This is a genomic window from Pseudomonas sp. Pseusp97 (assembly GCF_047304025.1).
In the GTDB taxonomy this organism is placed as follows: domain Bacteria; phylum Pseudomonadota; class Gammaproteobacteria; order Pseudomonadales; family Pseudomonadaceae; genus Pseudomonas.
Window position 1 is genome coordinate 1 of record NZ_JBGLYK010000171.1, and the last position, 12,793, is coordinate 12,793.

General features: G+C 66.2%; 8 protein-coding genes. 2 read left to right on the forward strand and 6 right to left on the reverse strand.

All coding sequences use genetic code 11. The annotated features are described in order from the left end of the window. From ACCC94_RS22185 to ACCC94_RS22200, 4 genes are all read right to left on the reverse strand, one after another. Positions 1-2,244, reverse strand: a 2,244-nt coding sequence (locus ACCC94_RS22185; protein WP_413351711.1) for an AAA family ATPase, incomplete at its 3' end; no start/stop codon positions are given. A gap of 231 nt (positions 2,245-2,475) precedes the next feature. Next, on the reverse strand, positions 2,476-3,843 hold the full coding sequence (locus tag ACCC94_RS22190) for a DUF1329 domain-containing protein (protein ID WP_413351712.1): 1,368 nt from the start codon (positions 3,841-3,843) through the stop codon (positions 2,476-2,478). A 153-nt stretch (positions 3,844-3,996) separates the two neighbouring features. After that, positions 3,997-5,919 (reverse strand): DUF1302 domain-containing protein, encoded by a 1,923-nt coding sequence (locus tag ACCC94_RS22195; RefSeq protein ID WP_413351714.1) that lies wholly within the window; start codon positions 5,917-5,919, stop codon positions 3,997-3,999. 207 nt (positions 5,920-6,126) lie between these two features. Beyond that, positions 6,127-7,809, reverse strand: a complete 1,683-nt coding sequence (locus ACCC94_RS22200; RefSeq protein ID WP_413351716.1) for a fatty acid--CoA ligase — start codon at positions 7,807-7,809, stop codon at positions 6,127-6,129. 260 nt (positions 7,810-8,069) lie between these two features. On the opposite strand from ACCC94_RS22200, the gene ACCC94_RS22205 reads away from it, so the two are divergent. Next, entirely contained in the window at positions 8,070-9,245 is a 1,176-nt protein-coding gene (locus tag ACCC94_RS22205; RefSeq protein WP_413351717.1) for a thiolase family protein, read from the forward strand. 526 nt (positions 9,246-9,771) lie between these two features. Here ACCC94_RS22205 and ACCC94_RS22210 read toward each other — a convergent pair. Then, positions 9,772-10,401, reverse strand: coding sequence for a LysE family translocator (locus ACCC94_RS22210; RefSeq protein ID WP_413351719.1), 630 nt, complete (start codon positions 10,399-10,401; stop codon positions 9,772-9,774). A gap of 88 nt (positions 10,402-10,489) precedes the next feature. Then, positions 10,490-11,941, reverse strand: a complete 1,452-nt coding sequence (locus tag ACCC94_RS22215; protein WP_413351721.1) for a DUF1266 domain-containing protein — start codon at positions 11,939-11,941, stop codon at positions 10,490-10,492. 219 nt (positions 11,942-12,160) lie between these two features. Here ACCC94_RS22215 and ACCC94_RS22220 point away from each other — a divergent pair. Continuing rightward, the coding region (locus ACCC94_RS22220; protein WP_413351722.1) for an NAD(P)-dependent oxidoreductase at positions 12,161-12,793 on the forward strand (633 nt) is incomplete at its 3' end.

Below are 12,793 nucleotides of genomic sequence, written 5' to 3' on the forward strand. Positions count from 1 at the left end.
GCGCAGCCGCGCCTCGGCCTCGGCCATGCGGCCTTCGCGGCGCTCCAGCTGGGACTGGAGCATCTCCACGTTGCGCGGCAGTTGCGGCGAACACTCCGGCGGGGTGGCCGGCTGGTCGCCGGTGTAGGTGTCGCGCAGACGCTCAAGCCAGGCGGTAGCCAGTTCGACCTGGCCCTGACCGAGCCAGAGCTCGCATTTGATCAGGGTAATGGCCGACAGGTAGTAGACCGGCGGCACGTCCCACACGTGCATCATCCGCTCGACCTCGGCGAGGTGGGCGAAGGCGCGGGTGTAGTTGCCCAGCCGCCCTTCCAGGCTGGCCAGCACGCAGAAGCCGATCACCAGGCTGATGTCGCGGCAGGCACGAGCCTCCTCGATGCCGGCCTTCAGGCATCTGCGCGCCTCGTCCGGCTGCAGCGCGAGGCTGCGCAGGTAGCCCTGGTAAAGCATCAGCCGTCCACGCACCGCGTAGCGGCGCTGCGAGGACAGGCCGGACAACCGCGCCAGTCCCTGACGCACTTCGTCCTCGGCGCGCAGCACCTCGCCACGCGCCTGCAGCACGCGGGCGCGGTCGTAATGCACCATGGCCTCGAACAACGGATTGCCGAAGCGTTGCGCCAGCTCCAGCGCCTCTCGGTTAAGCCCCCGCGCGCGCCACAGGTCGTCCCGCACGATGGCGATATTGCTCAAGGTCGACAGGCACAGCAGGCGCGGGCCGAAGCGTTCCGGGCCGAGGCCGTGCATGGCTTCCTCGCAGTGCCGCTCGGCCGCTTCGATCTCGCCGCGACCACGGGCAATCACTCCCGCCAGGGCCTGCCACTGGGCGAGCAGGTCGCGCTGGGTGGTGATGTCGGCGGCGGGCAGGAAGCGCGACAACTGCGTGGCCAGCTCCTCGGCCGCGTCCAGCTGACAGGCCAGCGCCAGCGCCCAGCTGTACAGCACGACCAGGCGCGGCGTGCTGGCCAGCAGGCTGTCGGGCAGGTCCATCTTCCAGCGCAGCAGCGTGGCGACATTCTGCTCGGCCAGCAGTTGCTCCTCGGACAAGCTCTGCACCAGGCTCGCCGCGACTTCCGGGTGGCCGGCGCGCAGGGCCTGCTCCACGGCGTCATCGAACAATCCCTGGGCGCTGAACCAGCGGCACGCGCGCAGGTGCAGCGCGGCGGCCGAAGGCCCGGAAGCGGGCAGCGGACGCGCCAGCAGCAGGTCGGAAAACAGGTGGTGATAACGGAACCACTGGCCCTGCTCGTCCAGCGGCACGAGGAATACCTGGTGCTGCTGCAGATGCCGCAGGATGGCGGCGCTGTCATGGGAGTCGCGCAGGGAATCGCACAGCTCGGCGGAGAAGCGTTCGAAGCGCGCGGTCTGGGCGAGGAAGATCTGGACCTCCGGCGACTGCTTGTCGATCACCTCTTCCAGCAGGTAGTCGCGGATCAGCTCTTCGGCGCCATGCACCGAAAGATCCGGCACATTGGCCGCCAGTTCGTCGCCATGGGCCAGCAGCCACAGGCGCAGGCCGGCGATCCAGCCTTCGCTGCGCTCGACCAGGTTGTCGAGGGCGTTGTCGTCCAGGTGCGCACCGTTGGCCGAGACCAGCTGCGCGGTTTCCTCGACGGTCAGGCGCAGGTCCTGCTCGGTGAATTCCAGCAACTGGCGCGACAGGCGCAGGCGCGCCAGGTGCCAGTCCGGTCGCTGGCGGCTGGTGACCAGCACCACCAGGCCGGCGGGCTGGTGATTGAGCAGGAACTGCAGGCAGCGGTCGAGCACCGCGCCCTGGGCCAGGTGGTAGTCGTCCAGTACCAGCAGCAGCGGACGGTCGACGGACAGGCTGTCCACCAGTTCGTCGAGCAGGTCGTCGAGCCAGGCTTCGAAGGCGAACGGCTGGTGGCGCTGGCGCATCTTCAGCAGGGCCAGGGCTTCCTCGCCAAGGGTGGGGAAATGCAGGCGCAGGCCCTCGAGCAGGCGTTCGAGGAAGCGCCCGGGGTCGCTGTCCCTGGCGCTGAGCCCCAGCCACAGGCTGCGCCATTGCTCTTCCAGCGTCTGACAGAACTCGATGGCCAGCGAGCTCTTGCCGAACCCGGCCGGCGCGGACACCAGGATCAGCCGCCCCTCCAGCCCCGCCGCCATGCGCTGGCACAGGCGCGAACGGGCAACGTGGCCATGCGGCAGCGGCGGCCGAAAGAAGCGGCTGCCGGCCGTACCGGGCGGTACAGGGGTCAGACTGGGCAGAGTCGAGAAGTCGGTCATCGGCCTGGCTATTGCTCTAGCTCTTGTAGCGGTCAACGAAGGTCGCACTGTCGACCGAGCCTAGCCGCTCGCGAACGGGAATAGAAGCCGATTTTGTTACCTTTGCTCACAAGATGACTGGAAGGCATCTGACATTCCGCCCTCCATTCATCTGACAGATGATTCGCCATAAAAAAACCGGCCCGAAGGCCGGTCTTTTCTCACCGCGGAACCACCCGTGGGGTCGGGGGATCAGCGCACGCCTTCCTGGCGAAGCGCTGCCGGGGTGAAGTCGCTTTCCGAGGCGCTGTAGTTGAAGTCGTAGGCGGATTTCTCCTCGTTCTTCAGGCCCAGCACCAGGTAACGACCGGACAGCAGGTCATACAGGGTTTCCGCGGTGTACCACGGTACCTGGTAGTTGTAGTAGTACTGGTTGAACGCCTCGGCCACGCGCCACAGGGTGCCGCGACCGTCGTAATGGTCGATGGCCACGGCCTGCCAGGTGTCCTCGTCGATGTAGAAGTCACGCTTGGCGTAGATGTGGCGCTCGCCCGGCTTCAGGGTGGCGGTCACGTGCCACACGCGGTGCAGCTCGTAGCGCGACAGGTCCTGGTTCAGGTGGCCGGCCTTGATGATGTCCGAATACTTCAGCTTCGGATCGTCCATCTTGTAGTTGTTGTACGGGATGTACAGCTCCTGCTTGCCCACCAGTTTCCAGTCGTAGCGATCCGGCGCGCCGTTGTACATGTCCAGGTTGTCGGACGTGCGCAGGCCGTCGGCGGCGGTACCCGGGCCGTCGTAGGAAACCTGCGGGGCGCGGCGAACGCGGCGCTGGCCGGCGTTGTAGAGCCAGGCCAGGCGCGGTTCCTTCACTTGGTCGAGGGTCTCGTGCACCAGCAGAACGTTACCGGCCAGGCGCGCCGGCGCGGTCACACGCTGCTTGAAGTAGAACAGCACGTTGCTCGGCTTGCTGGCGTCGTAGTCCTTCAGGTCGGTGCGGAAGACGAATTCGTCCTGGAAGTACACCAGCGAGTAGGAGCCGTTGACCTGCGGAGTGGCCTGGGTGACCAGGCGACGCACGTGGCCGCCGCGATAGCGGGTGATGTGGTTCCAGATGACTTCCAGGCCATCCTTCGGAATCGGGAAGGGGTTGGCTACCTGGAAGTTCTCCAGGCCGTTGCCGCCCTGGAGCAGCTTGGTGGTAGTGGCGTTCTTCCTGGTCGCCTCCAGCACGTTGGCCGGCACGGTGGCGGTACGGTGCGACGGGTACACCGGCATCTTGTAGGTGTCGGGGTAGCGCTTGAACATGGCTTGCTGGCCGGGGGTCAGCTTGTCCTTGTACTGGTCCATGTTCTGCGCGGTGATGGTGAACAGCGGCTTCTCGCTGGCGAACGGGTCGCTGAGGAAGCCCTTGCTGTCGGCAGTGCCGGCGTTCTTGGGCAGGCCGCCGGTCCAGGCCGGGATCGAGCCGTCCGCGTTGCCGGCCTTTTCCGCGCCCATCGGGGTCAGCGTGGTGCCGAGCTTGGCCGCTTCGTCGGCAGAGACGGCCGCCATCACCTGGGAGGCGATGAGGCTGAGCGCCAGGGCGCCCGTGTGCAGCAGGATCTTTGTTGTTCTCATTCGTTTATCGTCCTCGTTGAGTCTTTGCCCACCGCGATGGCCGCCTTTGCAACAGCGCATCGCGGGTCTTGTCTGCTGCCCCGGGCGACGGGTCACCCGGCCGCCGGGATGGCCCGCCGCGAGGGCGGGCCGCTTGCCGGTTGAACGGCCGGCTTAGAAGGTCACACCGAAGCTCAGGCTGACGAAGTCACGGTCGTCGACGGTGGAGTACTTGCCGTCGAAGTAGTTGGTGTACGCCAGGCTTGCGGTGTAGGTGTTCAGGTAGTCGGCGTCGATACCCAGGCTGACCGCCTTGCGGCCTTCCTCGAAGTTGCCGCCGGGGCCGGGGGAGTAGCCGTCCACGTCGTGGGACCAGGCCACGTTGGGCTTGAGGTTCACGCCGGCGAACACGTCGTTGTAGTCCCAGATCGCGCGAGCGCGGTAACCCCAGGAGTCGGCGGTGGTGAAGCCATCGCTCTCGCATTTGCGCGACACGTTGTTCTGCGGACCGGCGCCCAGGGTGGAGGCGTTCAGCGCTTCGCAGGTCGGACGGCCGTTGAGGCTGCCGTTCAGCGGGCCGGGACCGAACACCGGGTCACGGCCGTAGCGCGCATCGTTCTGGCTTTCCAGGCCGCCGACGTGGGTCCAGCCGACTTCGCCCACCAGGGTCAGACGCTCGGCGCCCATGACCTGGTCGAAGAAGTGGGTGAAGGTGGTCTGCAGCTGAGTGATTTCCTTGCGGCGGTAGCCGTGCAGGTCCTGGCCGGCGGTGCCGGTCAGCACGGAGGCGTTGTCGTAGACGTGATTGCCGCCGATGGAGACCGGGTCCAGGCCCGAGTACAGGATGTCGGTGGTGTTCAGCTGCACCGGAGCGTTCGGCCGGTAGCTGATTTCGCCCTGCCAGGCGGTGCCGGTGGGCAGCGTGGTGGAGAAGCTCAGGCCGTACAGGCGGATGTCTTCGGGGTACTCGATGAAGTAGCTGGAGTTGCCCGCCATCGCCGCCGCGCCGGCCTGGGCCGCCAGGGTCGGGCTGATCGCCGCGATGTTGGTGATCAGTTGGTTGATCTGGGTGACCTTGGAGGCGTCGGCGCCACGGCCGGAGAAGATCGGCAGGCGGCTGTGGTAGTTCATGTAGTAGCCGCCGAACTCGGTGTTCAGGCTGTCGGCGAAGTACTTCAGCGAGAGGCCGTACTGGCCGCTGTCGCGGGCATCGCGGTCCGGGCCGCGCTTGACCACCAGGCCTTCGTTCCACGGCGACGGGGTCACGGCCAGGTTCGGGCCGAGCAGGCCGTTCAGGGTACGGATCGAAGCGGCGTTGTTGGTCAGCACTGCCAGGTTCTGGGTGCAACCGTCAGCCACCACGTCCGGCTGGGAGAAGAAGGTACCGCAGTTGTCGACCGCGGTCTGGTCCCACTCCAGCTGGTAGAAGCCTTCGGCGGAGAGGTTCTCGGTGAGGTTCTGCGAGAGATAGAACATGTTCACCGGCACCAGGGCTTCCTTGATCTCGGAGCCCGGGCGGCGGAAGGCGGTGACGTCGAACGGGTTGATCACGCTGATGCCGTTCTGGATGAAAGTGCTCTCGCCCCAGTTCACCACCTGCTTGCCCAGGCGCACGGTGCCCGGCAGTTCGCCGATGTTGTAGTTGTGGTAGATGAAGGCGTCGAGCAGTTGCGCGCCGGAGGCCTGGGCGGCTTCCTTGCGGTTGTGATCGGACAGCGGCTTGAACTCGGTGTTCTCGTCCTTCTGCTCGAAGTCGTACCAGTACTTGCCGCGCAGGAAGACGCCAGTGTCCTGGTATTTCAGCTCGAGGTCGTGGATGCCCTTGAAGATCTTCGAGAAGGTCTTGCCGGCCTTGTAGTTCAGGTGACCATCGTCGGAGGTCTGGGAAAGGCCCTTGCCGCCGTTGTTCACGCCGATGAGATTGCTGTTCGGATTCTCGGTCGACCAGCTGGCCCCCACGGACAGCGTCGAGTCGAACGACCCTTCGATTTCCCCGATGTTGAAGCTGACTGCGGAGGCCGGAGCCGCCAGCGAGGACGCCAGGCTGACCGCCAGCGGCAACCGCGCCAGCCGCCAGATATGTTGCATGGTTTTCATCGACGCTACTCCATGTGTTTTTTGTTATGAGTAGTGGCGACTATAGCCAGCGTCCTACGGTGCTTGATCGCTCGAAAGTGTGATTTCTCTTACAAAAGGCCCTGACTAGACGCTTGCGCAGGCCCGAGGCGGCGTGATCACTGGGCTGCGCCGTGCCCAGCGCTTGCTTGGCGCGGCGCCCCGAAACCGTGACCCGCCGGTCGTCGGTCACACCGTGGAGAGGAAGGCGCTGCCGGCCTCCTGCCATTGGGCGATGTCTACCCGGATACGCTTCTTGTCGAGCTTGCCGACGCTGGTCTTGGGAACTTCAGTAACAACGGCGATCTGCGAAGGGATCGCCCACTTGTTGATGTGACCCTGCTCGACGAAAGGCTTGAGGTGTTCGCGCAGCGCCTTGGCATCCAGCGCCTGGCCCTCGCGCAGCACCAGCAGGGCGAACGGGCGCTCGCCCCACTGCGGGTCGGGCACGCCGACCACCGCCACCTCGCGCACAGCCGGGTGACGGCTGATGAGGTCTTCCAGTTCCAGCGACGACAGCCACTCGCCGCCGGTCTTGATCACGTCCTTGATACGGTCGCGGATATCGATGAAGCCCATGCCGTCCAGGGTCGCCACGTCGCCGGTGTGCATCCAGCCGCCGGCCCACAGCTCCTCGCCCTTCTCCGGTTCGCGGAAATACCCCTGGGTCAGCCAGGGCGCGCGCAGCACCAGTTCCCCCTGGGATTCGCCATCGGCCGGCAGGAACCCGCCGTGCTCGTCCATGATCGCCGCTTCCACCAGCGGCACCGGCACGCCCGCCTTGATGCGGTAGGTGGTGCGTTCATCCTCGCTGCCGGCGCACAGCTCCTGGTTGAGGTAGCCGCAGGAAATCAGCGGGCAGGTCTCGGACATGCCATAGGCCGCCGTGAGCTGTATGCCGCGGGCCTTGGCCGCGTCGTACAACGCGTGGTTCAGGGCGCTGCCGCCGATGATGATCTTCAGCCCGCCGAAGTCATGATCCTTGGCGCCGGCGGCGTTGAGCATCATCTGCAGGATGGTCGGCACGCAGTGGGAGAAGGTCACCTTCTCCTCACGGATCAGCTTGCACAGCAGTTCCGGTTCGTAACGGCCCGGATACACCTGCTTCACCCCCAGCATGGTTGCCACGTAGGGCACGCCCCAGGCGTGGACGTGGAACATCGGGGTGATCGGCATGTAGACGTCGTTGGTGCCCATCAGCCGGATGCTGTCCAGGCTGCCGATGGTCGAGGCCATCGCCAGGGTATGCAGCACCAGCTGGCGGTGGGTGAAGTACACACCCTTGGGGTTACCGGTGGTGCCGGTGGTGTAGAAGGTGGTCGCCACCGAGTTCTCGTCGAAATCGGGGAAGGCATAGCGCGGGCTGGCGGCGGCCAGCAGCGACTCGTACTCGCCCACACAGTTGGGCAGCGTGGAGCTCTTGTCCGCTCCGTCGGTGATCAGCAGGGTCTTTTCCACCGTGGTCAGTTGCCCGGCGATGCCCTGGTAGAGCGCGGCGAACTCGCTGTTGACCAGCACGAAGCGGTCGTCGGCGTGGTTCATGGTGTAGAGGATCTGCTCCGGCGAGAGGCGGATGTTGATGGTGTGCAGGACCGCGCCGATCATCGGGATGGCGAACATGCATTCCAGGTAGCGGTGGCTGTCCCAGTCCATCACCGCCACGGTGTCACCCGCCTTCACGCCGGCCTCGGTCAGCACGTTGGCCAGCCGCGCGACGCGCTCGTTGAAGGTCGCATAGCTGTAGCGCACGGTGTCGCGGTAGACGATTTCCCGGCCTTTCTCGTAACGGCTGCCCGACAGCAGCAGGCTCTTGATCAACAGCGGGTACTGGTAGGCGTTCTGTGCAGCGGGGATGACGCGGGTCTTCAGCATGGCGTACGCACTCTCAAGGCGGGATCTCATCTGGATGAGACCGACTCTAGAGCGCCGCCGACGTCCATTCATCAGTCAAAAGAGTGATTTGCCGATGACTCTATGGCCACATCCGGTCACGCGGTAGAATCCTGACGCCCGGTCGTTCACGCCCGGTACCTTTACCCGGAGTCCGCGCAGGGCCCGCCCACCGCGCAGTTCTGCCGACGCAAAGCGGGCGCGACGCGGCCTCCTACAACAAGAGCGAAGAGGTTAGATTCATGTCCGAGATCGTCATCGTCAGCGGCGCCCGTACTCCCATGGGCGGCTTCCAGGGCAGCCTGTCCGGCGTTTCCGCCGTCGACCTGGGCGCCATCGCCATCCGCGAAGCCATTTCCCGTGCCGGCATCCAGCCCGAGGACGTGCAGGAAGTGATCATGGGCAACGTGCTGCCCGCCGGCCTGAAGCAGGGCCCGGCCCGCCAGGCGGCACTCAACGCCGGCCTGCCCGCCGCCACCGGCTGCACCACCATCAACAAGCTCTGCGGCTCGGGCATGAAGGCCGTGATGCTGGCCCATGACCTGCTCAAGGCCGGCACCAACAGCGTGATGGTCGCCGGCGGCATGGAAAGCATGTCCAACGCCCCCTACGTCATCGAGAAGGCCCGCACCGGCCTGCGCATGGGCCACGGCGAGATCAAGGACCACATGTTCCTCGACGGCCTGGAAGACGCCCGCACCGGCCGCCTGATGGGCTCCTTCGCCCAGGAAACCGCCGACAAGTACAGCGTCACCCGCGAAGAGATGGACGCCTACGCCATCGAATCGCTCAAGCGCGCCCAGGCCGCCATCAAGGACGGCTCGCTGGACTCGGAAATCGTCCCGGTCACCGTCACCACCCGAAAGGGTGAGACCGTAGTGAAGGACGACGAGCAGCCGCTGACCGCCAACCTGGACAAGATTCCCGGCCTGCGCCCGGCCTTCCGCAAGGACGGCACCATCACCGCCGCCAACGCCAGCTCCATCTCCGACGGCGCCTCCGCGCTGGTCCTGATGACCGCTGAAGAAGCCGCGCGCCGTGGCCTGAAGCCGCTGGCGAAGATCGTCGCCCATGCCACCCAGAGCCAAGACCCGGCCGAGTTCACCCTGGCCCCGATCGGCGCCATGACCAACCTGTTCAGCAAGGCCGGCTGGAGCAAGGACGACGTCGACCTGTTCGAGATCAACGAAGCCTTCGCCATGGTCACCATGCTCGCCATGCGCGAACACGGCCTGGACCACGCCAAGGTCAACGTCTACGGCGGCGCCTGCGCGCAGGGCCACCCGGTCGGCTCCACCGGCTCGCGGATCATCGTCACCCTGATCAACGCCCTGCAGAAGAAGGGCGGCAAGCGCGGCGTGGCCTCGCTGTGCATCGGCGGCGGCGAAGCCACCGCGGTGGCGATCGAGCTGGTCTGATAGTCGTCAGTCGTTAAAAAGGGGCGCCTCGGGCGCCCCTTTTTGATTCGGAACAAAGCATTCCTGCAGGAGCGAGCCTGCTCGCGAACCGCTTCGCCATGGACCTGGTTCGCGAGCAAGCTCGCTCCTACGAAAAGCTACACCGCCTGGTTCTATCTTTGGGGCTGGCTTTGGCTCTTGAAAGTCTCGCAGCAGAATTGCCGCACGCGCCGACCTGCCCCTTTCAGGAGGCCGAAGGTGATCGGAGCTTCAGGGGTTGAGCGACATGGATGTCGCGAGAGCGTTGTCGGGCCAGGGATGGCCCGTCAACGCGGGCCCCTGGAACTCCGAAGAACCGAGGGTACTTTTCGCGAAGCGAAAAGCCGGATGCCAGGGGCGAGACCTTTGCCTACTTTGCGTCGTTTGGCAAAGTAGGTCGCCCGAGGGGGCGAAACTCAAAGTCCTGGCGCACACCGAAGCGACGCTAAAACACCCAGCTCCAAGCGAGAGCATCGCGGACAAAGTCCGCTCCTACGAAAAGCGATCGTCAGCGCAACTCGGTGAAGGCGAGCTTGATCCCCAACCCAACCAGCACCACGCCCATCATCCGGTCGAACCAGTGCCCCATGCGGGCAAAACCGGCGCGCACCCGCTGCTGGCTGAACAGCAGCGCCACCAGGCAGAACCAGGCGGCAGTGGCGCAGGCCAGGTAGACCCCGTAACCAGCCTGCACCAGCAGCGGCGTGTGCGGGTTGATCACCACGGTGAACAGCGAGAGGAAGAACAGCGTGGCCTTGGGGTTCAGGCCATTGGTGACGAAGCCGGCGACATAGGCACCGCGCGCGCTGCGGGCGACCGGCGCAGCAATGGCTTCGGCCGCCGCCGGGTCGGCCGGGCGCGCCCGCAGCGCCTTGAAGCCGATGTACAGCAGGTAGGCCGCCGCCAGCCATTTCAGCGCGTTGAACAGCACGATGGACTGCGACACGATCAGGCCGATGCCCAGCAGCGAGTAGGTCACGTGCAGGAAGATCGCACTACCCACGCCCAGCGCCGTCCAGGTGCCGGCGCGACGGCCGTGGGCCACGCTCTCGCGCACCACCACGGCGAAATCCGGGCCGGGGCTGGCCACCGCCAGCAGGTGAATGAACGCCACCGTGAGAAATTCCGCCCAGTACATCGCGCCTCCGAACAGCCGCCGAGAAAGCCTCCATTTCTATACGAATCGACGGCGCATCGACAAGCGCCGGGCCGCCGCCGACGCGGCCTCAGCGAGCCAGCGCAGGAGACACCGCGTGCAGTACCGGCAGCCTGTCCAGGGGGCAGGCCTGCCAGGGCGAAAGGTGTTCGGCGAACGGGCAGATGCCATCGAGCAGTGCCATGCCGCTGCGCAGCAGTTGCCGCCCGGCGTCCCGATCCTGGTTGGCCAGCGCATGGCCGACGACCACCGAAACCAGGTACTGCTCCCAGTCAGCGAATGCCGAACGTGCCAGACGCGCCATGTGCCGCAGGGCATTCCACAGGCTCGCCTCGTCCAGCAGGCCGGCGGCGAAGGCCAGGCGCGCGCCGAAGGCGGCCCGCTCCAGGTCGTAGGCGAGCGCCGTGCGGCAGCCATCCACCTGCTGCGGATCCTGTCCGGCCTTGAGCAGAGCCCGGCGCGCCTGCTCGAAGCGCTCCTGACCGGCCTCGCCGAGGCGACCGACGTTACGCTGCAAGCGGGCATCCAAGCGTGCCCGGCTGCCGGTCTGCAGCAACCAGTGCAGCCGCTCTTCCACTTGCCCCTTGCCTTCGGCGCGCCAGTGTCGCGCCAACCACAAGCGGTGCAGCTCGGGCGTATCGGGGGCGATCGCCAGTCGATCGGAACGAACGCCGGCGCTGAGGGCGATCAGCGACCCGAAGGCCAGCAGGGACTGGCGAGGCGGGCAGGCGAACCGCGGAATTTCGTGCTCGCTCTGCAGCACCACGTCCTCTACACGGATGCCCGCCAGCGGGTGGGCCCGCCATTGTCCTGCTGCTTCCATCAACTCCTTGTACGCGCGGATGGCCAGCGGGTCCTGTTGACCGTCGCGCTGCAGGGTGGCCCGCACCAGCACGTAGGACGCGGCATAGGCCTGCCAGTCGCCGAAGTGGCGTACGGCTGCTTCAGCAACCCAGGCCAGGCAAAGCCACGCTTCGGCCTCGGCGAGATAACCGCAGGCATGACAACGCCGCGCCAGCCAGGCGATGCATTCGTAGTCGTGGGCCGCCATGGAAATATCCTTCGGCAGGGCCAGGCCGGCCTTGTTCCAGGCCTGCTTCGCGCGCTGCCAGCGCAGGCGCTGCTCGCCATCGAAGGCGCTCGGCTCGTTGCGTTGCAGGCGGCGGAAGTCCTCGTCCAGCGGCAGGCTGTGCGCTTCCAGCAGCATGCCCTGCAGCGTATCGCGCGCCGATCCGGGATCGCGGATGTCCCAGCACTCCGCCAGTTCCGCCGCCAGCCGTTCAGCGATTTCGCCACGCTCGCGCACCAGCGCTGCTCCCGTCGATCCTTCGCAGGCGGCCATCAGCGGGCCGAAGCAGAGCAGCGCCTGCGGGCCGCTGGAGCGCGCCTGATGGCGGCGCCGAGCGCGGGGCGTGCGGGAGAAGGACGCGGAGGAAGCAACACGGGACCAGACCCGTGCGCTCCAGACACCTGCGGTCGTGATACCAAAGACCGTCAGACCGGAGATCAGCCAACCCATCATCGCGAGTCACCTTGAGAGTTCGAGGGGATCACTCTAAGAAGCGGGCCCGCGACCGCAGATGAGGGAAAACCGAAACGTCTGTCAGACTTTTCACTCAAACATCTACCATCAGTAAGCAGCTCCCTCCGCCCACGCCTGCGGGCAGACCGGGTTGTCCACGGCGACGGTTCTGCCGAGAATCCCCTTCATCCCGCCCTTCCGATCAAGGTGTCATCGCTCATGAATCCTGCTCGCGCCGTCTTCCTCGACCATGCCTCCCTCGACCTCGGCGATCTCGACCTCGCACCGTTGCGCGCGCCGTTCGGCGAACTGGTCCTGCACGAACGCAGCGATACGCAACAGGTGGCCGAGCGGTTAAAAGGCGCGCAGGTAGCGATCAGCAACAAGGTGCGCATCGGTGCCGAAGTGTTCGAGCAGTGCCCGGACCTCCAGCTGATCCTGGTGGCCGCCACCGGCACCAACAACGTCGACCTCGAAGCCGCACGCCGCCACGGCGTGATAGTGAGCAACTGCCAGGGCTACGGCACCCCGTCGGTGGCCCAGCACACCCTGATGCTGTTGCTCGCCCTGGCCACGCGCCTGCCGGACTACCAGGCGGCGATCCGCGAGGGCCGCTGGCAGCAGGCGCCACAGTTCTGCCTGCTGGACTTCCCCATCGTCGAACTGGAAGGCAAGACCCTCGGCCTGCTCGGCCACGGCGAACTGGGCAGCGCGGTGGCGAAGCTGGCCGAAGCCTTCGGCATGCGCGTGCTGCTCGGCGCGCTGCCCGGCCGCCCCCCGCGCGCTGATCGCCTGGCGCTGGACGAACTGCTGCCGCGGGTCGACGCCCTCACCCTGCACTGCCCGCTGACC